The organism is Streptomyces sp. NPDC048106 (assembly GCF_040706415.1).
Taxonomy (GTDB): domain Bacteria; phylum Actinomycetota; class Actinomycetes; order Streptomycetales; family Streptomycetaceae; genus Streptomyces.
The window spans coordinates 1-23,401 of sequence record NZ_JBEZND010000010.1 but is presented as its reverse complement, the minus strand read 5'-3'; the positions used below and the strand labels follow the sequence as shown (position 1 = coordinate 23,401).

Genomic DNA, 23,401 nt, shown 5'->3' with positions numbered 1-23,401 from the left:
CCGCGTGACCCAGATGAGCGCGCGCCGACCGTCGTCCACCCCCCTGTCCGCCCGGCTGCGCGACCGTTCGCCCGGCCTGTCCGCGAGCCTGCTGAACGGCGTGGTCGCGGCCGGGCTCGGCCTCGGTACGCTCGCCGTGCTGGTCCTGGGCCTGTGGATCAGCTCGCCCTACCCCGACAGCGGTCCGGGCGGCGCGCTGCACGTCGTCACCGCGCTGTGGCTGCTGGCGCACGGCGTCGAACTGGTCCGCACCGACACCCTCTCGGGCGCGCCCCTGCCGCTGGGCGTCACCCCGCTGCTGCTGCTCGCGCTGCCGGGATGGCTGCTGTACCGGGCCGGCCGGTACGCCACGGACGCCTCCGCCGAACCCGACGGACCGCCACCCGTGCCGGTGCGCACGGCCTGGCTGGGCGTGGTCCTCGGCTACCTCGGCGTCGGCGGCGCCGCCGCGCTGTACTGCTCCGGCGGTGAACTCCGGCCGTCCTGGGGCTGGGTGGCCCTGTCACTGCCGCTGGTCGCGGCGGCCGGTGCGGGGGCGGGGGTGTGGTCGGCGCGCGGGCGCCCGCAGGAGCCGCTGCTGGTCGCGCTGCGGGCGGTGCCGGGTCCGGTACGGCGGGTGGTGTTCGGCGCGGACGCGGCGGCGCGGGTGGGTACGGCCGTACGGGCCGCCGGTGCGTCGGCCGCCGTGCTGGTCGGGGGCGGGGCGTCGCTCGTCGCCGCGTCGACGGTGTGGCACGGGGAGGCGGCGCGGGCGTCCTTCCTGCACCTGACGGAGGGGTGGACGGGCCGGTTCGCGGTGCTGCTGCTCGGTCTGGCACTGGTCCCCAACGCCGCCGTGTGGGCCGCGTCCTACGCCCTCGGCCCCGGGTTCGTGCTCGGCGCCGGGCACCTGGTGCACCCGCTCACCTCCGACCCGGCCCCGATGCTGCCGCCGTTCCCGCTGCTCGCGGCGGTCCCGGACGCCGGCCCCGGCACCCGGTTGAACTGGGCGGCCGCGCTGGTACCGGTGGTGGCGTCGGTGGTGGCCGGATGGTTCGTGGCCCGCGCGGCGGTACGGCGGCGGGGGCGGGGGGAGCCGCCCCGGGCGCGCTGGTCGGTGGCCCGTACCACCGGCGTGACCCTGCTGACGGCCACGGCCTGCGCCCTCCTGCTGGCCCTCCTCGCCGCCTTCTCCGGCGGCCCCCTGGGCAACGCCGCCCTGGCCTGCTTCGGCCCCCCGTGGTGGCAGACCGGCCCGGCGGCCGGCGCCTGGACCGCGCTGCTCGGCATGCCGACGGCCCTCACCGTGCGGGCGTGGCGGCTCCGGGGCGCGCGGGCCGCGGCACCGCCGAAGGACGCGGGGGAGGGCACGGGCAAGACCAAGACCAAGACCAAGGACGAGACCAAGCACCCGCTCGCCGCGTTCCGGTCCCCCGCCGAGACCAAGCGCCCGCTCACCCCGCCCAGGCCCGCCCCCGGCGCGACCGGGCTTCCCGGGGAGGAGCCCTACGACATCCTCCCTGCCGAACCCTTCACCGAGCGGCCGCCCGCCGGGCCCCCCGCCGCGGAAACCCCCTGAGCCGGACTACTCGTTCCCCGCCCCGAGCACACCCCGCAACTGCTCGGGCAGCAGCGTCTGGCACGACTGCTTCGCCTCGTGCGTGAGGGCGTCGTTCACACAGGTGAAGTAGTCGCGGTAGACGAACTGGACCGTGAAGGTCGAGGCGACCAGCACCAGGGCCAGCGCCGCCGTCACCAGGCCGCCGACGGCCGCCGTCGTCTGGGGCCGGCCGGGGGCCGGGGCCGGCTTGCCGGGCTCGGCGGCGCGCGGCTGGGCGCGCAGGGCGCTGATGCCCCAGTACAGAGCGAGCGCGCCCAGCAACAGCGACACGTACGGCCAGCTGAACAGCGCGAAGAAGACGGCCCACATCCCGGACAGCAGTGCGTAGCGCGCCCGGCGCTGGACCGGGTCCGTGGGGTCCCAGCGCATGCCCGCGCCGGGGCCGCCCTGACCGCCCTGCCCACCGGGGCCCTGGGGGCCCTGGGGACCCGCGCCCGGACGCTCGCCGAAGCCGCCGGGGGAGCGGCCGGGCTGCCGGTCGCTCCACTGACTGCCCCAGGAACCGCCGCCCTGACCGCTCTGACCGCCCTGACCGCCACCGGAACCAGAGGGGCCGCTCGGGTGCCGGGGCTGCCACGGCCGGTCCGGCACGCCCTCGGGCGGCGGCGCGAAGGGGTTGTCCTCCTGCCGCTCGCCGTCCCGCCCGCCCTCGTCCTTCCGGCCGCCCGGTTCACCCTGCCCGCTGCCGTCCCGCGGAGCGTCCGGCGGCGTCGAAGGCCGCTCGCGCAGCAGCATTCCGCCGCGCTCCCCTCCCTGGGCCGGGTCTGGCGGGAACGTGAGGAGTCGCAGGCTGCGGACGGGCATCAAAAGAGCGTCTTCCCCTAGGTCAACACGGCTGTCGTCGTGAGCTTCCACCCCGTCAACGCGCCGCACGACGACCACGTTCCCGGGGCTGCTCTTCTCGATTCCCTGCGAACGCTACCTCCCGGCCACGCACCCGTCCCGTGGGGGCCGTCCGCGGTGCCGGTATCGTTGCTGGCGGTCGGCCGCTTCGTAGACTTCCCCGTATCCCGGGGCGCGAAGCATTCGTATGACTGTACAAACCGCCGACCGCACGGATCGCTTCTTGAGAAAGGGCCCCATCGTGGCCGCCAACCCCGTGGCCAAGCGCCTCGTCGTGCTGGTCTCCGGATCCGGCACCAACCTCCAGGCACTCCTGGACGAGATCGAGCGCACCGGAGCCGAGGCGTACGGCGCGCGGATCGTCGCCGTCGGGGCGGACCGCGACGGCATCGAGGGGCTCGCCCGCGCCGAGCGGGCCGGGCTGCCGACCTTCGTGTGCAAGGTCAAGGACCACCCGAGCCGCGAGGCGTGGGACGCCGCCCTCGCCGCGGCGGTCGCGGCGTACGAGCCCGACCTGGTGATCTCCGCCGGGTTCATGAAGATCGTGGGCAAGGAGTTCCTCGCCCGCTTCGGCGGGCGGTTCGTCAACACCCACCCGGCCCTGCTGCCGAGTTTTCCCGGCGCCCACGGTGTCCGCGACGCGCTCGCGTACGGAGCCAGGGTCACCGGCTGCACCGTCCACTTCGTCGACGACGGCGTCGACACCGGGCCGATCATCGCGCAGGGCGTGGTGGAGATCCGGGACGAGGACGACGAGAGCGCGCTGCACGAGCGCATCAAGGAAGTCGAGCGAAGGCTGCTCGTCGAGGTCGTGGGCCGGCTTGCCCGCCACGGCTATCGCATTGAGGGACGAAAGGTAGTTATCCAGTGACCGCCGAGAGCAACAAGCGGCCCCTTCGCAGGGCGCTCGTCAGCGTCTACGACAAGACCGGCCTGGAAGAGCTGGCGCGCGGGCTGCACGAGGCCGGCGTCGAACTGGTGTCGACCGGTTCCACCGCCTCCCGCATCGCCGCCGCCGGCGTCCCCGTCACCAAGGTCGAGGAGCTGACCGGTTTCCCCGAGTGCCTGGACGGCCGGGTCAAGACCCTGCACCCCAAGGTGCACGCGGGCATCCTCGCCGACCTGCGCCTGGACAGCCACCGCGAGCAGCTCGCCGAGCTGGGCGTGGCGCCGTTCGACCTGGTCGTCGTGAACCTGTACCCGTTCCGCGAGACCGTCGCCTCCGGCGCCTCGGCCGACGAGTGCGTGGAGCAGATCGACATCGGCGGTCCCTCGATGGTCCGCGCCGCCGCCAAGAACCACCCCTCGGTCGCCGTGGTCACCAGCCCCGAGCGGTACGCCGACGTCCTCGCGGCCGTCAAGGACGGCGGCTTCGACCTGGCCGCCCGCAAGCGGCTGGCCGCCGAGGCCTTCAAGCACACCGCCGCCTACGACGTGGCCGTCGCCTCCTGGTTCGCCGCCGACTACGCGCCCGTGGACGACTCGGCGTTCCCGGACTTCGCCGGCGCCACCTACGAGCGCAAGAACACCCTGCGCTACGGCGAGAACCCGCACCAGGGCGCCGCCCTGTACGTCGACGGCACGGGCGGGCTGGCCGAGGCGGAGCAGCTGCACGGCAAGGAGATGTCGTACAACAACTACACGGACACGGACGCCGCCCGCCGTGCCGCGTACGACCACGACGAGCCCTGCGTCGCGATCATCAAGCACGCGAACCCCTGCGGCATCGCGATCGGCGCGGACGTCGCCGAGGCGCACCGCAAGGCGCACGCCTGCGACCCGCTGTCCGCGTTCGGCGGCGTCATCGCGGTGAACCGGCCGGTCAGCAAGGAGATGGCCGAGCAGGTCGCGGAGATCTTCACCGAGGTCATCGTCGCCCCGGACTACGAGGAGGGGGCCCTGGAGGCCCTCACCAAGAAGAAGAACATCCGCGTGCTGAAGGCCGCGGGCGCGCCCGCCAACCCCGTCGAGGCCAAGCCGGTCGACGGCGGTCTGCTGCTCCAGGTCACCGACCGGCTCCAGGCCGAGGGCGACGACCCCGCGAACTGGACGCTCGCCAGCGGCGAGGCGCTGTCCGCCGACGAGCTGAGGGACCTCGCCTTCGCCTGGAAGGCGTGCCGCGCGGTGAAGTCCAACGCGATCCTGCTCGCCAAGGACGGCGCCTCGGTCGGCGTCGGCATGGGCCAGGTCAACCGCGTCGACTCCTGCAAGCTGGCGATCGAGCGGGCCGGCGAGGAGCGTGCCCGCGGCTCCTACGCGGCCTCCGACGCCTTCTTCCCCTTCCCCGACGGCCCGGAGATCCTCATCGGCGCCGGTGTCCGCGCGATCGTCCAGCCCGGCGGCTCCGTCCGCGACGAGCTGGCCGTCGAGGCGGCCCGCAAGGCGGGCGTGACCATGTACTTCACGGGCACGCGCCACTTCTTCCACTGAGCCTGAGCGAGCCCCGTGGGCGGCGGCCTCCGGACTTCCCCCGAGGGAGCCGGAGGCCGCCGCGCTCTCTCCCTCGGGCAGCGCGGGCACCGGACGGCTCAGGGCGCGTACTCCGCGAGGTAGCGGGCGACCCGGGCGCCGTAGGCGCGGTACGCCGGCGGGATCCCGCCCGCGGCGTTCACCTTCTTGTACGACGTCCGGTACCCGGCCGCGTCCAGCACCCGCCGGTCGCCGGGCAGGCCCGCCTTCAGATGGGCGTCGATGAAGCACAGGTAGCGGCCCACGGCCGGGATGGAGACCTCGGGGGTCAGCGGGGGCGCCGGGGTCGCCGACGCGGGGATGCCGTCGTCCCGCAGCCACCAGCGCAGCACGGACGGGGTCCAGCGGGCGATGCCGTACTCATGGGTGCCCGGGTCGGCGAGGTCCGCGTCGAAGTCGCTCTCGGCCTTCAGCAGGGCCGCGATCAGCGCCGGGCTGACGTCCGGGCGGGGGCAGCCGTGGGCGGCGTCCACGATCAGCCGCCGGTAGCGCGGCGGGACGCCCCGGTCGGTGCGCAGTTCGGCGGCGCCGTAACCGGCCGCATCGGTCTTCTCGCCGACGCCGTGCCAGGCGTCGAGGCCGTACCCGAGGAGGGCCGCGGCGGCGGCCGCGGTGGCCAGGACCGTCGTACGGCGATGACGGCGGCCGGAGCCCGCGCGGCGCGGCGGGCGGCCCGTGCCCGCGGCGGCCGTGACGCGGCGCAGCAGCGCCTCGGTGCCGATCCGGTCGGCGTGCGTACGGGCCAGGCAGTCCCGCACGATCTCCCGCCAGGTGTCCGGGAGTCCGGCCGCGAGGCGCAGCTCCTCGGTGCCGCGCGCGTAGGCGACGGCCGCGTCCCGGCGGGCCGAGGGGGTGCCGCCGGGCAACGGGAAGGATCCGGCGAGGAGGAGGTGGGCGAGGACGCCGAAGGCCCAGACGTCGGCCGACGGGCGGATCCGGCGGCCGCGTTCGCCGATCTCCGCCCACAGCAGCTCGGGCGGCGTGTAGTCGGGGGTGGAGAAGGCGGGCGTGTAGCCGTGGGTGCCCTCCAGCTCGGCGGCCATGTTGAAGTCGGCGAGCCGTGCCGAACCGTCCGCCATCAGCAGCACGTTGGCCGGCTTCAGGTCCCCGTGCACCCAGCCCGCCCGGTGCAGCTGCGCGAGTCCCTCGCAGACGTGGGCCAGCAGCACGGGGCCGTCGGCCGGCCGGGGCCCGGCGGCGAGCAGCGCGGACAGGGAGCCCGCCGCGCGTTCCAGGACGAGGACGGTGGCGCCGTCGAGGGCGGGGCACCCGGGGTCGTCCACGACGAGGGTCTCGTACATCCGGATCAGCCGCGGCCGCCGCAGCCGGCGCAGCAACTCGACCTCACGGTCGATGAGTTCGCGCAGGTGGGTGAGCTGGCGGGGGGTGCCGGTGCCGGTGGGCAGGAACTTCAGGGCGGCGGTGCGCGGGAGCTGTTCGCCGGGGCGGGTGCGGGTCCGGCCGCGGGTGTCCGGCCGCCGCTCGGGCCCGTCGGTGCGCCGCGCCGCGTACACGCTGCCGAAGGCGCCGGTCGCGAGCGGTTCGCGGACCTCCCAGTCGCCGACCCGGTAACCCCGGGGCACCGGTACGGCGAACGGCTCGGTCACCGGGCGGTCCGGCGCACGGCCCCGGACCCGGTGCCGGTCAGCACGATCAGGTCGTCCTCGCGCACCAGGTCGAAGCGGAGCGCCAGCGAGACCAGGGACTCCTTCTTGCCGTTCAGCCGCGGGCCCGGATCCGCCGTGTCCGGGCCGGGCTTGAGCCGCAGCTTCACCGCGAGGTAGTCGATGTTCCACTGCACCGAGGTGCGCGAGGCGGCCGGCCAGGAGGGGCGCAGCCGGCCGACGACCTCGTCGACGGTGGGCAGCGGGGCGTGCGGATCGCCGCGCAGCCGGGGTTCGCACAGGGCGGCCAGCACCGCGAAGTAGCGCGTGGTGCGGTCGACGGAGAAGGCCGGGGCGGTGGTGTCGCCGTCCGGTCCGCAGCCGTCGCGCAGATAGTCGTGGCGCGGCGCCCACACCTCGATGGCGAGCAGGTCGCCGCCGGCGGGCAGCACGATCCGCGAGAACTCGAAGGGCACCGGCGCCTCCAGCCGGCCCGGCCCGACCTTGATGTGCTCGCCCGCGCCCTCCGGGTTCTCCACGACGTAGGTCTGGTGCGCGGACAGGTTGCTCAGCATCCAGAACGCGCCCTGCGCGCCGAGTTCCCCGGCCCGGCGCGAGACGCCCTCGTGCGGGATCGGCAGATCGCTCCCCGGCGCCCGCCCGAACCGGAGGCGCTCGCCGGGGGCGAGGCGGATCTGGTCGCGCCGCTGCCGGTCCTCCGTGGTCGGCGGAGGTACGACGATGATGCTGTACAAGGTGCGTCTCCCCGTGCCTGAACGGCTTCCTCCAGAGTAGGGCGACGCACCGGGGCCGTGTCTCCCCTGGAAGGGTGAGACACGGCCCCGGATGGTGAAACGGCGCGCGAGGCGTTCCTCAGCGTGCGCGGGCGCACGAGGGCGCGCGAGCGGCTCAGTAGCGGGCGCGGTTGAACCACGCCTTGCCGTCGGCGCCGCCGACGAAGCAGGCGATCAGGATGCCGAGCACGATGTGGACGATGCCCACGATGACGACGAACGGGTAGACGCCGAGCACCGCGGTCAGGATGCCGAAGACCAGCGTCGTGACCCGCACGCCGTTGCCGCCGCCGGAGAACTTCGTGGCCAGGACGACCGCCCACACCAGCCAGACGAGCGCGAGCACCACGAAGGCCCACATCACGCCCACCGGGTAGTTGGAGAGGCCCGGCAGGGAGTTGTCGTTCTTGGCCTTGTTGATGGCCACGGCGGAGAAGGCGAACAGCGCCGCGCCGATGACCTGGAGGGCGACGATGACCCACAGCATCACGCGGGCCGCGTTGACCTTGCCCGGCATGACGGTCATCGGGGCGGCGGCGTAGGACTGCTGGACCGGCGGCGCGGCGGGGTAGCCGTACCCGGGCTGCTGCGGCTGCCCCTGCGGGGGGCCGTAAGGGTTGTTCGGGTCGCCGTAGCTCATGGTCGGTCTTCCTCCGTTGTTCGAGCGAGTGCGGGGACGAGGCGCGGCACTGCACGGAGGAGAGTTTCTACAGATGCGGTCCATCCCCCCGATGAGCTGCCCGCTGCACTGTGCTGTTCATCGTTCTTGACCGGATAGTGACTTGTCCAGCCGTAATCGCAGGGTGTTGTGCAAGTGCAACATCCGTGATCACCCGGACCCGGACCCGGCCCTGCCCGGAGCGCCGCTCGGGACCTTGATCGGAACCCGGATTGGAACCCTGGGGCGGTCATCCTGGAGGATGGGGGTATGACCGCCCAGATTCTCGATGGCAAGGCCACCGCAGCCGCGATCAAGTCCGATCTGACCGCCCGCGTGGCGGCGCTGAAGGAGAAGGGCGTCACGCCCGGCCTCGGCACGATCCTGGTCGGGGACGACCCCGGCAGCCGCAAGTACGTCGCGGGCAAGCACCGCGACTGCGCCCAGGTGGGCATCGCCTCCATCCAGCGGGAGCTGCCCGCCACGGCCACCCAGGAGGAGATCGAGGCGGTCGTCCGCGAGCTGAACGAGGACCCCGCCTGCACCGGCTACATCGTCCAGCTGCCGCTGCCCAAGGGCATCGACGAGAACCGCATCCTGGAGCTGATGGACCCGGCCAAGGACGCGGACGGCCTGCACCCGATGAACCTCGGGCGCCTGGTCCTCAACGAGCCCGCGCCGCTGCCCTGCACCCCCAACGGCATCCTCACCCTGCTGCGCCGGCACGGCGTGGAGATCAAGGGCGCCGAGGTCGTGGTCGTCGGCCGGGGCGTCACCATCGGACGCCCGATGCCGCTGCTGCTCACCCGGCGCAGCGAGAACGCCACCGTGACCCAGTGCCACACCGGCACCCGCGATCTGTCCGCCCACCTCAAGCGGGCCGACATCGTCATCGCGGCGGCCGGCTCCCCGCACCTGATCCGCGCCGAGGACATCAAGCCGGGCGCGGCCGTCCTCGACGTCGGTGTCTCCCGCAACGCCGAGGGCAAGATCGTCGGCGACGTCCACCCCGACGTGACCGAGGTGGCCGGCTTCATCTCCCCGAACCCCGGCGGCGTCGGCCCGATGACCCGGGCCCAGCTGCTGGCCAACGTGGTCGAGGCGGCGGAGCGCAGTGCCGGCTGAGGACACGCGGGACGGCGAGGAGACCGTCCGCGACGCGATCAGCGCCCCCGACGCCGAGGGGCGCCCGCGGCGGGTCACCCGCCGCTTCCCGCTGTTCACGAGGGACACCGCGCGGCCGGAGGGCGGTGGCCGGGCTGCGGCCGGCGGCGCGCCCGCGCCCGCCCGGCAGTGGCCCCTGCTGGTGGTGCTGGGCACGGTCGCGCTCGGCCTGCTGCTGACCGCGTTCGACGCGTTCCGCGTCGGCATCGTGCTGATCGGCGCCGCGCTGCTGGCCGGCGCGGTGCTGCGCTGGATGCTGCCCGGCGTCGGCATGCTCGCGGTCCGCTCCCGCTTCACCGACATCAGCACCTACGGCGTCCTCGGCCTGGCGATCGTCCTGCTGGCCCTGATGGCCCAGCCGCATCCCTTGCTGGAGATCCCGTTCCTGAAGGACACGCTGCACTTCACGATGACCAAATAGGGCCGGTGCGACGGCGGTTCGTCCCCACCCCCGTGGAGGGACGAACCGCCGCCCGACACACCCTGGCCCGTGGCGAACGGCCTGATCAACGGCTGTCTTCGCGCTGTGGCACGGAAGTGACCGTTCCGCTAAACGGTGACGGCCCGGAACGAAAGTGGGGATGAGGGGGGAGACGATGCCTCGTTGGAAAACCTTGCCGAACGAACTCGACCCGGAGATCAAGGAGTTCGTCAGCCAACTGCGGTGGCTCGTGGACCTCGGCGGGCTCAACGGCGCGGCCCTGGCCGACCGCACGGGCTACGGCAGGGCGTCCTGGGACGGCTACCTCGACGGCCGGCTCCTCGCTCCCAAGGGCGCGGCCGTCGCGCTCGCCGAGGCGGCGGGGACCAGTCCGGTGCCGATCATCACGATGTGGGAGCTGGCCGAACGGGCCTGGAGCCGGGCCGACTTGGGGCATGAACACGCGGTGCGCGGCGGCCCGCCGGCCGTCCCGAAGATCCCGGCCCAGCCGACGGCCGCGGAGGCGGAGGAGCGCGCGGGTACGGGGGGTGCCGAGGGCGCCGGGGGTGCGGCGAAAGGCGCGTCCGGCGGTAACTCGTGGGGGCTTGCCGGGTATCAGGGGCCGTCGCGGGCGAGCGCGCGGCCGCAAGCGCGGCCGGATCCGGGCCCGGACCCGGTGCCGGCCTCCGGCACTACGGAGACCCGGAGCCCCGGCCCCCGCGGTCCCCAGGCCCCCCAGAGCCCCGAGGACCCGGAGAGTCCCCGGGACCAGAGCCCCCAGGGCCCCGATGACGTACGGCCCTCCGCCGCCGGCCCCGGGTCCGGGTTCCGGCAGCCGGTGCTGATGTTCGCCGGGGGGTTCGTCACCGTGCTGCTGATCATCCTCGGCGTCCTCCACTTCACCGGGGGGCACGGCGGCGGCGAGCACCGGGCCGCGCCCGCGCGACCCACCCCGAGCGCCAGCCCGAAGCCGAGCCCGCCGCCCGGGGTCGAGTGCGCCGGCGCGGACTGTGTGGGCCAGGACGCCGAGTCGATGGGGTGCAGCGGCGACCAGGTGACCACCGCCCAGGCCGTCACCCTCGGCGCCACCACCCTGGAGGTCCGCTACAGCAAGGTCTGCGGCACGGCGTGGGGCCGGATCACCGGTGGGGTGCCCGGCGACAAGGTCCGGGTGACCGGGGCGCGGGACAAGGTCCGGGAGACCGGGGAGATCACCGAGGTGGGCGACACCATCGCCTACACGCCGATGATCGCCGTACGGGACCCGGCCCAGGCGACGGCGTGCGCCACGCTCGCGTCGGGCCGTACGGGCTGCACCCGGTGAAGCCGAACGGATGAATTCGGGCCGGGCACGCATGCCCGGCCGGATCCTGGGCAGGCGAATCAGTACCCCCCACGGGAGACCGGTGAGCCGGTACCCCCACCGGCGGCCGTCTCCGTCCAGCCTCTCCGGACGGACGGCCGCCTTCTCGTTCCCCCGAACGATCTTCTGTGGGGTGAGCCACAGGGCCCCGGACGTCTCGCCTGCCGGATGCGCGATAGCCTGATCGCTGGATCTCTCTTGATACCAAGAGATCGATCATCCGCCCGGGGCAGGGACGCCCCACCGCCAGCTGTCATACGGAGAACGCCATGACCCGCACTCCCGTGAACGTCACCGTCACCGGCGCGGCCGGCCAGATCGGTTACGCCCTGCTCTTCCGCATCGCCTCCGGCCAGCTGCTCGGGGCGGACGTGCCGGTTCGCCTGCGCCTCCTGGAGATCACGCCGGCGCTCAAGGCCGCCGAGGGCACGGCCATGGAGCTGGACGACTGCGCCTTCCCGCTGCTTCAGGGCATCGACATCTCCGACGACCCGAACGTCGCCTTCGACGGCGCCAACGTGGCCCTGCTGGTCGGCGCCCGTCCGCGGACCAAGGGCATGGAGCGCGGTGACCTGCTGGAGGCCAACGGCGGCATCTTCAAGCCGCAGGGCAAGGCCATCAACGACCACGCCGCGGACGACATCAAGGTCCTGGTCGTCGGCAACCCGGCCAACACGAACGCGCTGATCGCGCAGGCGGCGGCGCCGGACGTACCGGCCGAGCGGTTCACCGCGATGACCCGTCTGGACCACAACCGGGCGCTGACGCAGCTGGCGAAGAAGACGGGCTCCACCGTCGCCGACATCAAGCGGCTGACCATCTGGGGCAACCACTCCGCCACGCAGTACCCGGACATCTTCCACGCCACGGTCGGCGGCAAGAACGCGGCCGAGGTCGTCAACGACGAGAAGTGGCTGGCCGAGGACTTCATCCCGACCGTCGCCAAGCGCGGTGCGGCGATCATCGAGGCCCGCGGCGCGTCTTCGGCCGCGTCCGCCGCCAACGCCGCCATCGACCACGTCCACACCTGGGTCAACGGCACGGCCGAGGGCAACTGGACCTCCATGGGCATCCCGTCGGACGGCTCCTACGGCGTCCCCGAGGGCCTGATCTCCTCCTTCCCCGTCACCACCAAGGACGGCAAGTACGAGATCGTCCAGGGCCTGGAGATCAACGAGTTCTCCCGCGCCCGCATCGACGCGTCGGTCAAGGAGCTGTCGGAGGAGCGCGAGGCGGTTCGCGCGCTCGGCCTGATCTGACCTTCGCCTCCCGGCGGTTCAGCAGCAGAGAACTCCACGTGGGCCCCGCTCCGGATCACTTCCGGAGCGGGGCCCACGTGCGTGCCGCCGCGTGCCGCCCGCGCGCCTCGCACCGCCCTCGCCGACACCCCCGCCCGCCCCGGCCCCGTCGCCACGCCGTGTGCCGGGGCCGTGGACCGAGCGCAGTGCCCCGGATATCCGCCTCCGTCCGTTTTCCGCCGCCTTTTCAGTGACGACCCGCACTTTCGGCCACTGATTCCGCATGCAAAGGGTGCTCCTGGGCAGGGGGCCACGGTCCCTGAGCCCGCCCTTCGCGTGACCCGGGGGCGTCGATCAGTAACGGAAGGCAACACCCATCATGGCGGACAGCACGGCACGACATACCCAGGCGACCATCCACGCGGGAGGCGAGTGGCTGGCGGCGATCTCCGGGGCGACCCGGGAGGTTCTCGACCCCGCGGACGGCCGGCCGTTCGCCGTGGTCGCGGAGGGGGACGAGAAGGACGCCGAGCGCGCGGTGGCCGCGGCCCGGCAGGCGTTCGACCACGGCCCCTGGCCGCACACCCCCGTCGCCGAGCGCGCCGCCCTGCTGCGCCGCGTCGCCGACCTCCTCGTACGCGATCGCGAAGCGCTCGGCCGTCTGGAGGCCCAGGACGCGGGCAAGACCGTCGAGGAGGGCCGGGTCGACATCGACTGTGTCGCCGACGCCTTCCGGTACTTCGCCGACCTGGTGGCCGCGGAGGCCCCCGGCCGGGTCGTGGACGCGGGCTCGCCCGACATCCACAGCGTCGTCGTGCACGAGCCGGTCGGCGTCTGCGCGCTGATCACCCCCTGGAACTACCCGCTGCTCCAGGCGAGCTGGAAGATCGCCCCGGCGCTCGCGGCCGGCGACACCTTCGTGATCAAGCCCAGCGAGATCACCCCGATGACCACCGTCGCGCTGATCGGGCTGCTGGCCGAGGCCGGACTGCCCGCGGGCGTCGCCAACATCGTCACCGGCCCCGGTCACACCGTCGGCGCCCGGCTCGCCGAGCACCCCGACGTCGACCTGGTCTCCTTCACCGGCGGGCTGGTCAGCGGCACCAAGGTCGCCCAGGCCGCCGCCCCGAGCGTGAAGAAGGTCGCCCTCGAACTCGGCGGCAAGAACCCCAACGTGGTCTTCGCCGACGCCTGCGCCACCGAGGAGGGCTTCGACACCGCCGTCGACCAGGCGCTGAACGCGGCCTTCATCCACAGCGGCCAGGTCTGCTCGGCCGGCGGCCGGCTCATCGTCGAGGAGTCGGTGTCCGAACGCTTCGTCGCCGAACTCGCGCGCCGCGCCCAGCGGATCCGGATCGGCCGCGGCACCGAGGACGGCGTCGAGGTCGGCCCGCTCGTCTCCGAGCGGCAGCGTGCCAGGACCGAGGAGTACGTCGCCTCCGCGCTCGCCGAGGGCGCCGTGCTGCGCTGCGGCGGCAAGCGCCCCGAACCCGCCCCCGAGCGGCCCGGGTCCGGCTACTTCTACGAGCCGACCGTCCTCGACGGCTGCCACCGCGGGATGCGGGTCGTCCGCGAGGAGGTCTTCGGTCCCGTCCTCACCGTCGAGACCTTCACCACCGAGGACGAGGCCGTCCGCCTCGCCAACGACACCGAGTACGGCCTCGCCGGCGCGGTGTGGACCGCCGATCCCGGCAGGGCGCGGCGCGTCGCGGCCCGGCTGCGCCACGGCACCGTCTGGATCAACGACTTCCACCCCTACCTGCCGCAGGCGGAGTGGGGTGGCTTCGGCAAGAGCGGCACCGGCCGCGAGCTGGGACCCGCCGGGCTCGCCGAGTACCGGGAGACCAAGCACGTCTACCAGAACCTCGCGCCGAAGCCGGTGCGCTGGTTCGCCGGCTGAGCCCGGCCCCCTCCGGCCGCGCCCGGTCCGGCCGGGCCCGCCTCTTCCCCACACCCCCTGGAGCAACACCCCCATGTCCCACACCCCCCACGTCTACGACTACGTCGTCATCGGAGGCGGCACCGCGGGCTCGGTCATCGCCTCCCGCCTCACCGAGGACCCCGACGTCACCGTCGCCGTCATCGAGGGCGGCCCGAGCGACCTCGACCGCGAGGACGTCCTCACCCTGCGCCGCTGGCTGGGCCTGCTGGGCGGCGACCTGGACTACGAGTACACGACGGTCGAGCAGCCGAACGGCAACTCCCACATCCTGCATAGCCGCGCCAAGGTGCTCGGCGGCTGCTCCTCGCACAACACCCTGATCTCCTTCAAGCCGCTGCCGTCCGACTGGGAGGAGTGGGAGCAGGCCGGCGCCAAGGGCTGGGGCGCGGTGCCGATGGAGGCGTACTACGCCCGGCTGCGCAACAACATCGTGCGCGTCGCCGACAAGGACCAGAACGCCGTCGCCAAGGACTGGATCGACGCGACGAAGACCGCGATCGGCGTCCCCGAGGTGATCGGCTTCAACGACAAGCCGTTCCATGAGGGGGTCGGCTTCCTCGACCTCGCCTACCACCCGGAGAACAACAAGCGCTCCTCCGCCTCCGTCGCCTACCTCCACCCGCACATGGAGGCCGGCGACCGCCCCAACCTCACGCTGCTGCTGGAGACATGGGCGTACCGGCTGGAGCTGGACGGCAAGCGTGCCACCGGCGTCCACGTGCGCACCAAGGACGGCGCGGACCAGCTGATCAGCGCGCGCCAGGAGGTCGTCGTCTGCGCGGGCGCCGTCGACTCCCCCCGCCTCCTGCTGCTGTCGGGCATCGGCCCGCGCGAGGACCTGGAGAAGCTGGGCATCCCGGTCGCGCACGACCTGCCGGGCGTCGGCGAGAACCTCCAGGACCACCCCGAGTCGGTGATCGTGTGGGAGACCAACCGGCCGCTGCCGGAGAACTCGGCGATGGACTCCGACGCCGCGCTGTTCGTGCGCCGGGACGACTCGCTCGACGCCCCCGACCTGATGTTCCACTTCTACCAGATCCCCTTCACCGACAACCCCGAGCGCTTGGGCTACGAACGCCCCGAGCACGGCGTGTCGATGACCCCGAACATCCCCAAGTCCCGCTCCCGCGGCCGTCTCTACCTCAAGAGCGCGGACCCGGAGGAGAAGCCCGCGCTCGACTTCCGCTACTTCACCGACGAGGACGGCTACGACGCCCGGACCCTGGTCGACGGCGTGAAGATCGCCCGTGAGATCGCGCGGACCGAGCCGTTCGCCGGCTGGCTGGAGCGCGAGGTCTTCCCCGGCCCCGAGGTCACCGACGACGAACAGCTCAGCGAACTGCTGCGCAAGGCCCACCACACCGTCTACCACCCCGCCGGCACCTGCCGGATGGGCGCCGTGGACGACGAACTCGCTGTCGTGGACCCGGAGTTGAGGATCCGTGGTCTCGACGGCATTCGAATCGCAGACGCGTCCGTCTTCCCGACCATTCCCGCCGTCAACCCGATGATCGGGGTGTTGATGGTCGGGGAGAAGGCCGTCGATCTGATCGGAGGCGATCGCCGATGAGTACCACCACCGTCCCCACCCGCAAGCCCCCCACCACCGCCCAGGACACCCCGGTCTTCTCCGTCTCCGGCCTGTGGAAGGTCTTCGGCCCCAAGCCCGAGCGCGTCCCGGCCGACCCCGCCCTCGGCGCCCTCGACGCGGCCGAGCTGCGCGCCCGCACCGGCTGCACCGCCGCCGTGCGCGACGTCTCCTTCGACGTCCGCAAGGGCGAGGTCTTCGTCGTCATGGGCCTGTCCGGCTCCGGCAAGTCCACCCTCGTGCGCTGCCTGACCCGGCTGATCGAGCCGACCGCCGGCACCATCGCCATCGACGGCGAGGACGTACGCGCCATGGACCGGTCCCGGCTGCGCGAACTGCGCCGCCACCGTGCCGCGATGGTCTTCCAGCACTTCGGCCTGCTCCCGCACCGCACCGTGCTCGACAACGTCGCCTACGGTCTGGAGATCCAGGGCCTCGGCAAGGCCGAGCGCCGCGAGCGCGCCGCCGGGATCGTCGACAAGGTCGGCCTCGCGGGCATGGAGCACCGCCGCCCCGGCCAGCTCTCCGGCGGCCAGCGCCAGCGTGTCGGCCTCGCCCGTGCCCTCGCCGTCGACCCCGAAGTCCTGCTGTTCGACGAGCCGTTCAGCGCCCTCGACCCCCTCATCCGCCGCGACATGCAGGACGAGGTCGCCCGCCTGCACCGCGAGGAGGGCCGCACCATGGTCTTCATCACGCACGACCTCGGCGAGGCCCTCAAGCTCGGCGACCGCATCGCCCTGATGCGCGACGGCCAGGTCGTCCAGCTCGGCACCCCCGAGGAGATCGTGGGCTCCCCGGCCGACGACTACGTCCGCGAGTTCGTCCGCGACGTGCCGCGCGAGCAGGTGCTGACGGCGCGCACCGCCATGCGCCCCGCCTCCTCGGCCGAGATCGGCAACGGCCCCGCCGTACGCCCGGACGCCACGGTCGCCGAGGCCATCGAAGCGGTGGCCCGCGCCGGCGAACCGGCCCGGGTGATGGACGAGGGCAAGTGCCTGGGCGTCGTCGGCCACGAGCAGCTGCTCGGTGTCGTCGCGGGCGTGCCGGCTCTCGCGGGCAGCACCCCGGAGGCCGTCTGATGGCTATGCTCACCGTCCCCGCCCTGCGCACCAGAACGCCCGCCGTCCTGCGCAACCGGGCCGTGGCCAAGCTCCTGCTGCTCGCCCTCGTCACCGTCGTCCTGCTCCCGCTGCTGCACGGCCACAGCTGGCCCCACCAGCTCACGGTCAGCCTCACCAAGCCCCTGACCGGCGCCAGCGACTGGATCATCGACAACCGCGACACCCACCCGCTCTTCCTCTACTTCTTCGGCTACGTCAGCAAGGCCGTCGTCCTCTGCGTCCGCGCCGTCTACGTCGCCCTCCTCGCCATCGGCTGGCCGGGCGTCACCGCGCTGGGCGCCCTCGTAGCCTGGCGCGTCGCGGGCCCCCGCCTGGCGATCGGCACCGCCGTCGCCTTCCTGGCCTGCGGCGTTCTCGGCATGTGGGAACCGACGATGCAGACCCTCGCGCTGATGGTGGCCGCCGTCCTCGCCTCGGTGATCGTCGGCACCGCCCTCGGCCTCGCCGGCGGCCTCTCCGAGCGCCTCGACCGCGCCCTGCGCCCGGTCCTGGACACGATGCAGGTTCTCCCGGCCTTCGCCTACCTCCTCCCCGTCGTCCTGGTCTTCGGCATCGGCGTCCCCGCGGCCGTCCTCGCCACCGTCGTCTACGCCGCCCCGCCGATGGCCCGCCTCACCGCGCTGGGCCTGCGCGGCGCCGACCCCGAGGTCCTGGAGGCCGTGGAGTCGCTCGGCGCGACCCGCCGCCAGCGGCTGCTGACCGCCCGTGTCCCGCTGGCCCGCAAGGAACTCCTGCTGGGCCTCAACCAGACGATCATGATGGCCCTGTCCATGGCCGTCATCGCCTCCGTCATCGGCGCCGGCGGCCTCGGTGACCGCGTCTACCAGGCCCTGTCCACGGTCGACGTCGGCCAGGCCCTCGCCGCGGGCATCCCGATCGTGCTGCTCGCCGTGGTCCTGGACCGGGTGACCGGCGCGGCCGGCGCCGCCGAGGCCAGGGGGCCCCGGACCATCGGCTGGCCGTACGCCCTCGCCGTCACCGTGGCCGCCGCCCTCGTCGCCCGCCTCCTCGGCGCCCTGGACTGGCCGAACGGCTGGAGCGTGGAGATCGCCGGACCGGTCAACCACGCCGTCGACTGGATGACCTCCCACCTCTACTCCGGCGTCCCGGTCATCGGCGGCACCGCCGACTGGGCGGCCCACTTCACCACCTGGGTCCTGGACCCGGTCCGCGACGGGCTCCAGTGGCTGCCCTGGTGGTCGGTGCTGCTGATCGTCGCCGCGCTGGCCTGGCTGATCGGCACCTGGCGCACCGCGCTGACCGCCGTCCTCGCCATGGCCGCGATCGGCGTGCTCGGCGTCTGGGAGCCGTCCCTCGACACCCTCTCCCAGGTGCTGGCCGCCGTCGCCGTCACCCTCGTGCTCGGCTTCGCCACCGGCATCGCCGCGGCCCGCAGCGACCGCGTCGAGCGCGCCCTGCGCCCGGTCCTCGACGTCTTCCAGACGATGCCGCAGTTCGTGTACCTGATCCCGGTCGTCGCCCTGTTCGGCGTCGGGCGTGCCCCCGCCGTCGCCGCGGCCGTGGTGTACGCGCTGCCCGCCGTCGTCCGCATCACCGCCCAGGGCCTGCGCCAGGTCGACCCGGCGGCGCTGGAGTCGGCGCGCTCGCTCGGCGCGACCGGCCGCCAGCAGCTGTGGCAGGTCCAGCTGCCGCTCGCCCGCCGCGCGCTGCTGCTCGCGGTCAACCAGGGCGTGGTCCTGGTCCTGGCGGTCGTCATCATCGGCGGTCTGGTCGGCGGCGGCGCCCTCGGCTACGACGTCGCCTTCGGCCTCGCCCAGGGCGACCTGGCGACCGGCCTGGTGGCCGGCGCCGCCATCGTCTGCCTGGGCCTGATGCTGGACCGGGTGACGCAGCCGACCGAGCGCCGCTCGAAGAAGGGAGCCTGACATGCGGATCCGACTGCGTACGACGATCCCGGTCGCGCTCGCCGTGCTGGGCCTGACCACCGGCTGCGGCGCCGCCGACATGACCAAGCAGGCCAGCCCGTTCGCCCACACCGGCGGCGGCAGGAGCGTCACGCTGTCCGTGCAGTCCTGGGTGGGCGCCGAGGCCAACGTGGCCGTCGCCCAGTACCTGCTGGAGCACAAGCTGGGCTACCGCGTCGACACCGTGCAGGTGGACGAGGTGCCCGCGTGGGACGCGCTGAGCCAGGGCCGGGTCGACGCCATCCTGGAGGACTGGGGCCACCCCGACCAGGAGAAGCGCTACGTCGACGACAAGAAGACGATCGCGCGCGCCGGCGATCTCGGGGTGACCGGCCACATCGGCTGGTTCGTGCCGACGTACCTCGCCAAGCAGCACCCCGACATCACCGACTGGCACAACCTGAACAAGTACGCCCCCCTCTTCCGCACCGCGGAGAGCGGCGGCAAGGGCCAGCTCATGGACGGCTCCCCGTCCTATGTCACCAACGACAAGGCGCTGGTGAAGAACCTGAAGCTGGACTACCAGGTCGTCTTCGCCGGTTCCGAGGCGGCGCAGATCACCCAGATGAAGCAGTTCGCCAAGGAGAAGAAGCCCTTCCTGACGTACTGGTACTCGCCGCAGTGGCTGTTCGAGAAGGTCCCGATGACGGAGGTGAAGCTGCCGCCGTACAAGGACGGCTGCGACGCGGACGCCGCGAAGATCACCTGCGCGTACCCGCGCACCCCGCTGCAGAAGTACCTCAACGCCGACTTCGCCAGGTCGGGCGGGAAGGCGGCGGACTTCCTGAAGAGGTTCCGCTGGACCACCGACGACCAGAACGAGGTCTCGCTGCTGATCGCCCAGGACAAGCTGTCCCCCGACCAGGCGGCGAAGAAGTGGGTGGACAGCCACCCGTCCGTGTGGAAGCGATGGCTGTCCTGAGCGGTGACTAGCGCAGCCCGGCGGCGAGTTCGCCCGCCGCCGCCGTGGCCCTGCGCTGGAGCTGCGGCCCGAACGTGATCCGGGTGGCCCCGAGTTCGCCGAGCGCGGCGGGCGAGGGGCCGCCCGCGTCCAGGCGGGCCAGCGCGTTCAGCGGGCCCTCGATCCCGGCCCGCAGCAGGGGCAGTACGTCCACCGGCGCCATGATCGGATACACGCACCCGGCACCCGCCGCGACGTACAAGGCGGCCCGCTCCAGGGTCTGTCCGGGATCCCCGTCGCCGTGGACGAACGTGTCGACGCGGGCGTTGAGGAAGAGCCGCCCGGCCGCGGCCGCACAGAACTCGGCCAGGTAGTCGGCGTGCTCCCGCGGGTCCTTCAGGACCCCCTCGGCGGAGTCCTCGATGTTGCAGCCGACGACGCCCGCCTCCAGCAGCCGCTCCACCAGCTCCTTCGGCGCGAGCCCGTACCCGCCCTCGACGTCCGCCGAGACCGGCACGTCCACCGCCCGCGCGATCCGGGCGACCGCCGCGAACATCTCGTCCGCCGGGGTCGCGCCGTCCTCGTAGCCGAGCGCGGCGGCGATGCCCGCGCTCGGCGTGGCCAGCGCCGGGAACCCCGCCGCCACGAAGGCCCGCGCACTGGCGGCGTCCCAGGGGCCGGGCAGCACCAGCGGATCACCGGACGGGCGCCCCCGGTGCAGCGCGCGGAACTCCTCCACCGCGTCCGGCGCCGACGCCGCGGTCACCGGTGCTGCCCCGGCTGGTAGTGGCCCGGCGTCATCCGGGCGGAGACGCCGAACCGGTTCCACGCGTTGATCACCGTGATCGCGGCGATCAGCCGGGCCAGCTCGGCCTCCTCGAACTGCTTGGCGGCCCGCTCGTACACCTCGTCCGGCACGAAGCCGTCGGTGAGGACCGTGATCGCCTCGGTCAGCTCGATCGCCGCCAGCTCCTTCTCGGTGTAGAAGTGCCGCGACTCCTCCCACGCGCTGAGCTGGATGATCCGCTCCGTGCTCTCCCCGGCCGCGAGCGCGTCCTTGGTGTGCATGTCCAGGCAGAAGGCGCAGTGGTTGAGCTGCGAGGCGCGGATCTTCACCAGTTCGAGCAGCTTCGGGTCCAGCCCCTGCCGGGCGGCGATGTCCAGCCGGACCATCGCCTTGTACACGTCCGGGGCGTGCTCGGACCAGTTCAGACGGGGGGCGTGCTCGGTGGCGTACTCGGTGTTCTCGTCCGTGTTCATGCCTCCAATCTAGAAGCGAGGCAGCCCAGGAGTATGGTCCATTTCCATGGCGGAATCCTGGGCCACTCTGGGCGTCGACCTGCATCTGGAACCGGCCGGCTCCGGCGGGCTGCGCCGGGGCCTGACCGACGCCCTGCGCGACGCGGTCCGCACCGGCCGCCTCGCCCCCGGCACCCGGCTGCCCTCCTCCCGGACCCTCGCCGCCGACCTCGGCATCGCCCGCAACACCGTCGCCGAGGCCTACGCCGACCTGGTCGCCGAGGGCTGGCTCACCGCCCGGCAGGGCTCCGGCACCCGGGTCGCCGAACGCGCCGTGGTCCCCCCGCGCGGCCCCGCCCGCCAGCCCCGGGTGCCCGCCCGGCCCACCCACAACCTGGTCCCCGGCACCCCGGACCTCGCCGCGTTCCCGCGCGCCGAATGGGCCAGGGCCACCCGCCGCGCCCTGACCGCCGCCCCCAACGAGGCCCTCGGCTACGGCGATCCGCGCGGCCGCGTCGAACTGCGCACCGCCCTCGCCGGCTACCTCGCCCGCGTCCGGGGCGTCCGCGCCGACCCGGACGACGTGGTCGTCACCGCGGGCTTCTCGGACGCCCTGCGCCTGCTCGGCCCGGTGCTGCGCGCCCGCGGCGTGCGCGCGGTGGCCGTCGAGTCGTACGGCCTCGACGTCTACTGGGACCTCCTCCAGGCCGCGGGCCTCGCCACCCCCGCGCTGCCGTGGGACGAACTCGGCACCGATCCGGGCCCGTTGGGCACCGAGGGCGCCGTACTCCTCACCCCCGCCCACCAGTTCCCCATGGGCATGCCCCTGCACCCCGACCGGCGGGCGGCCGTCGTGGACTGGGCCCGGCGCACCGGCTCCCTCGTCCTGGAGGACGACTACGACGGCGAGTTCCGCTACGACCGGCAGCCCGTCGGCGCGCTCCAGGGCCTCGACCCCGACCGCGTCGTCTACCTCGGCACCGCCAGCAAGTCCCTCGCCCCCGGCATCCGGCTGGGCTGGATGGTGCTGCCGCCGGCCCTCACGGATGAGGTGATCGCGGCCAAGGGACACTCCGACACCGTGGGCGTGCTCGAACAGCTCACCCTCGCCGACTTCCTCACCTCCGGCGCCTACGACCGCCAGGTCCGCTCCGCCCGGCTGCGCTACCGGCGCCGCCGCGACGCCCTCGCCGCGGCCGTCGCCGCACGCGCCCCCGGCGTGCGCGTCACCGGGGTCGCCGCCGGCCTGCACGCGCTGCTGCGCCTGCCCCCCGGCACCGAGCCCTCCGTCATCCAGGCCGCCGCCTGGCAGGGCCTCGCCCTGCACGGCCTCTCCTACCACCGCCACCCCGAGGCCGTCGCCGAGCACGTGGACGCGCTGGTGGTGGGGTACGGGACGCCGCCGGACAGCGCGTGGGCGGCGGCGCTGGAGGCGTTGTGCAGGGTGCTGCCGTAGGGCGTGTCCCGAAGGTCCCGTCCGGCCCGCGGCGCTCACTCCTGCGCGGAAGCCGCCCCCGCATCCTCCGCGGTGTCCGCCGCCGGCGCCTCGCCGAAGCGTGCCAGGGCCAGCGCGCCCGCCACCGCCACCGCGAAGCCCAGCACGGCCAGCCAGGCCAGGCCCTCGCGGGTGCGGTCGCCGAGCCAGACGACGCCGATCAGTGCGGGACCGATCGTCTCGCCGATCACCATCCCGGCCGTCGCCGTCGTGACCGAGCCGCGCTGCAGGGCGGAGGTCAGCAGCAGGAAGGCGGCGCCGCCGCCGATCAGCAGGGCGTAGGCCGCCGGGTTGGTGAGCAGGGCGCCCGGGGCGAGGCTGTCGATCAGCCGGACCGACACCTCGACCACCCCGAACCCGAACCCGGACCCGAGCCCGAGCACCAGCCCCCGCGTCCGCCCGGACAACCGCCCGCCCGCGAGCCCGAGCAGCAGCATCCCGACCGCCACCGCGAGCATCACCCACCGCAGCGCGTCCGACCCGGCCGTCCCGCCCTGCGGGCCGGAGGCGAGGCCCAGCATCGCGAGCCCGGCGCACACCACGCCCACCGCGCCCCACTCCACGCCGCTGAGCCGCGCCCCCAGCAGCGGCGCCCCGGCCACCGCCGTCACCGCGAGGCTGGCCGCGAGGGCGGCGCCGACCGCGTAGATCGGCAGCGAGCGCAGTGCCGCGATCTGGAACAGGAACCCCAGCCCGTCCAGCGCGAGCCCGGCGAGATACCGCCACTGCCGCAACGCCCGCAGCAACAGCGCCGCCTCACCGCCCCCACCGGGCCCGGCCTGCCGCGCCGCGACCGCCTGCAAGACCGTCGCGGTACCGAAACAGACCGCCGCGCCGAGGGCGCACACCATTCCAAAGAGCACAAAGGGACTCTAGGGCCGCCCCGGGTGAGCCCTGTCATGCCCACCCCTGCCTGGCCGGTTCTCTCACCCGTCTCTAGGTGTATTGACCCGTGAGGTTGGGGACGCGGCTGGCGGGTGGTTGGCCTTTCAGCGCGGTGTGTCCGCGGTGGTGATTGTAGGTGTGCAGCCAGCCG

Annotated in this window: 20 protein-coding genes; 13 read left to right on the top strand and 7 right to left on the bottom strand. The window is 73.6% G+C overall.

The genetic code is table 11. The features are described from left to right. Nucleotides 1–13: 13 nt before the first annotated feature. Complete coding sequence (locus AB0927_RS12910) at nucleotides 14–1,558, top strand: DUF6350 family protein (protein ID WP_366667796.1); 1,545 nt, start codon at nucleotides 14–16, stop codon at nucleotides 1,556–1,558. Nucleotides 1,559–1,564: 6 nt separating this feature from the next. Here AB0927_RS12910 and AB0927_RS12905 read toward each other — a convergent pair whose 3' ends face one another. Then, on the bottom strand, nucleotides 1,565–2,404 hold the full coding sequence (locus tag AB0927_RS12905) for a hypothetical protein (RefSeq protein WP_366667623.1): 840 nt from the start codon (nucleotides 2,402–2,404) through the stop codon (nucleotides 1,565–1,567). Nucleotides 2,405–2,684: 280 nt separating this feature from the next. Between AB0927_RS12905 and purN the strand changes: the two genes are divergently transcribed. Then, nucleotides 2,685–3,314 carry a phosphoribosylglycinamide formyltransferase gene (gene purN, locus AB0927_RS12900; RefSeq protein ID WP_366667795.1) on the top strand — a complete coding sequence of 210 codons (630 nt, stop codon included), beginning with the start codon at nucleotides 2,685–2,687 and terminating at the stop codon, nucleotides 3,312–3,314. Further along, on the top strand, nucleotides 3,311–4,873 hold the full coding sequence (gene purH / locus AB0927_RS12895) for a bifunctional phosphoribosylaminoimidazolecarboxamide formyltransferase/IMP cyclohydrolase (protein WP_366667622.1): 1,563 nt from the start codon (nucleotides 3,311–3,313) through the stop codon (nucleotides 4,871–4,873). The genes purN and purH overlap by 4 nt, the downstream gene beginning before the upstream one ends. Before the next feature lie 98 nt (nucleotides 4,874–4,971). Here the strand turns inward: purH and AB0927_RS12890 are convergent, their stop codons facing one another. The 3 genes from AB0927_RS12890 to AB0927_RS12880 all read right to left on the bottom strand — a co-directional run bounded on the left by AB0927_RS12890 (nucleotide 4,972) and on the right by AB0927_RS12880 (nucleotide 7,950). Further along, nucleotides 4,972–6,519 (bottom strand): protein kinase, encoded by a 1,548-nt coding sequence (locus AB0927_RS12890; RefSeq protein ID WP_366667621.1) that lies wholly within the window; start codon nucleotides 6,517–6,519, stop codon nucleotides 4,972–4,974. Beyond that, nucleotides 6,516–7,271, bottom strand: coding sequence for an FHA domain-containing protein (locus tag AB0927_RS12885; RefSeq protein WP_366667620.1), 756 nt, complete (start codon nucleotides 7,269–7,271; stop codon nucleotides 6,516–6,518). The genes AB0927_RS12890 and AB0927_RS12885 overlap by 4 nt, the downstream gene beginning before the upstream one ends. A 154-nt stretch (nucleotides 7,272–7,425) precedes the next feature. After that, the gene (locus AB0927_RS12880) at nucleotides 7,426–7,950 is read right to left on the bottom strand and encodes a hypothetical protein (RefSeq protein WP_366667619.1); all 525 of its coding nucleotides are present in this window, start codon (nucleotides 7,948–7,950) and stop codon (nucleotides 7,426–7,428) included. 288 nt (nucleotides 7,951–8,238) lie between these two features. On the opposite strand from AB0927_RS12880, the gene AB0927_RS12875 reads away from it, so the two are divergent. The 9 genes from AB0927_RS12875 (at nucleotide 8,239) to AB0927_RS12835 (ending at nucleotide 19,652) form a co-directional block, all read left to right on the top strand. After that, on the top strand, nucleotides 8,239–9,093 hold the full coding sequence (locus AB0927_RS12875; protein ID WP_366667618.1) for a bifunctional methylenetetrahydrofolate dehydrogenase/methenyltetrahydrofolate cyclohydrolase: 855 nt from the start codon (nucleotides 8,239–8,241) through the stop codon (nucleotides 9,091–9,093). Next, nucleotides 9,083–9,553: a DUF3017 domain-containing protein gene (locus tag AB0927_RS12870; protein ID WP_366667617.1), complete on the top strand. Its 471-nt coding sequence runs from the start codon at nucleotides 9,083–9,085 to the stop codon at nucleotides 9,551–9,553. The genes AB0927_RS12875 and AB0927_RS12870 overlap by 11 nt, the downstream gene beginning before the upstream one ends. Before the next feature lie 175 nt (nucleotides 9,554–9,728). After that, nucleotides 9,729–10,877 carry a DUF2690 domain-containing protein gene (locus AB0927_RS12865; protein ID WP_366667616.1) on the top strand — a complete coding sequence of 383 codons (1,149 nt, stop codon included), beginning with the start codon at nucleotides 9,729–9,731 and terminating at the stop codon, nucleotides 10,875–10,877. Nucleotides 10,878–11,185: 308 nt separating this feature from the next. Beyond that, nucleotides 11,186–12,175 (top strand): malate dehydrogenase, encoded by a 990-nt coding sequence (locus tag AB0927_RS12860; protein ID WP_366667615.1) that lies wholly within the window; start codon nucleotides 11,186–11,188, stop codon nucleotides 12,173–12,175. Nucleotides 12,176–12,533: 358 nt separating this feature from the next. Beyond that, nucleotides 12,534–14,054 (top strand): aldehyde dehydrogenase family protein, encoded by a 1,521-nt coding sequence (locus AB0927_RS12855; protein WP_366667614.1) that lies wholly within the window; start codon nucleotides 12,534–12,536, stop codon nucleotides 14,052–14,054. Nucleotides 14,055–14,127: 73 nt separating this feature from the next. Then, the gene (locus AB0927_RS12850) at nucleotides 14,128–15,666 is read left to right on the top strand and encodes a GMC oxidoreductase (RefSeq protein ID WP_366667613.1); all 1,539 of its coding nucleotides are present in this window, start codon (nucleotides 14,128–14,130) and stop codon (nucleotides 15,664–15,666) included. Continuing rightward, complete coding sequence (locus tag AB0927_RS12845; RefSeq protein ID WP_366667611.1) at nucleotides 15,663–16,763, top strand: glycine betaine/L-proline ABC transporter ATP-binding protein; 1,101 nt, start codon at nucleotides 15,663–15,665, stop codon at nucleotides 16,761–16,763. Before AB0927_RS12850 ends, AB0927_RS12845 begins: the two co-directional genes overlap by 4 nt. Next, nucleotides 16,763–18,691, top strand: a complete 1,929-nt coding sequence (locus AB0927_RS12840; protein ID WP_366667610.1) for an ABC transporter permease subunit — start codon at nucleotides 16,763–16,765, stop codon at nucleotides 18,689–18,691. Before AB0927_RS12845 ends, AB0927_RS12840 begins: the two co-directional genes overlap by 1 nt. Before the next feature lies 1 nt (nucleotide 18,692). After that, entirely contained in the window at nucleotides 18,693–19,652 is a 960-nt protein-coding gene (locus AB0927_RS12835) for an ABC transporter substrate-binding protein (protein WP_366667609.1), read from the top strand. A gap of 7 nt (nucleotides 19,653–19,659) precedes the next feature. Here AB0927_RS12835 and AB0927_RS12830 read toward each other — a convergent pair whose 3' ends face one another. Both AB0927_RS12830 and AB0927_RS12825 read right to left on the bottom strand, forming a co-directional pair. Beyond that, the gene (locus AB0927_RS12830) at nucleotides 19,660–20,397 is read right to left on the bottom strand and encodes an isocitrate lyase/phosphoenolpyruvate mutase family protein (RefSeq protein WP_366667608.1); all 738 of its coding nucleotides are present in this window, start codon (nucleotides 20,395–20,397) and stop codon (nucleotides 19,660–19,662) included. Continuing rightward, nucleotides 20,394–20,891 carry a carboxymuconolactone decarboxylase family protein gene (locus tag AB0927_RS12825; protein WP_366667607.1) on the bottom strand — a complete coding sequence of 166 codons (498 nt, stop codon included), beginning with the start codon at nucleotides 20,889–20,891 and terminating at the stop codon, nucleotides 20,394–20,396. Before AB0927_RS12825 ends, AB0927_RS12830 begins: the two co-directional genes overlap by 4 nt. Nucleotides 20,892–20,937: 46 nt before the next feature. On the opposite strand from AB0927_RS12825, the gene AB0927_RS12820 reads away from it, so the two are divergent. Next, complete coding sequence (locus AB0927_RS12820) at nucleotides 20,938–22,326, top strand: PLP-dependent aminotransferase family protein (RefSeq protein ID WP_366667606.1); 1,389 nt, start codon at nucleotides 20,938–20,940, stop codon at nucleotides 22,324–22,326. A 35-nt stretch (nucleotides 22,327–22,361) separates the two neighbouring features. On the opposite strand, the gene AB0927_RS12815 is transcribed toward AB0927_RS12820, so the two are convergent. Next, nucleotides 22,362–23,216: a DMT family transporter gene (locus AB0927_RS12815; protein ID WP_366667794.1), complete on the bottom strand. Its 855-nt coding sequence runs from the start codon at nucleotides 23,214–23,216 to the stop codon at nucleotides 22,362–22,364. Nucleotides 23,217–23,401 lie beyond the last annotated feature (185 nt).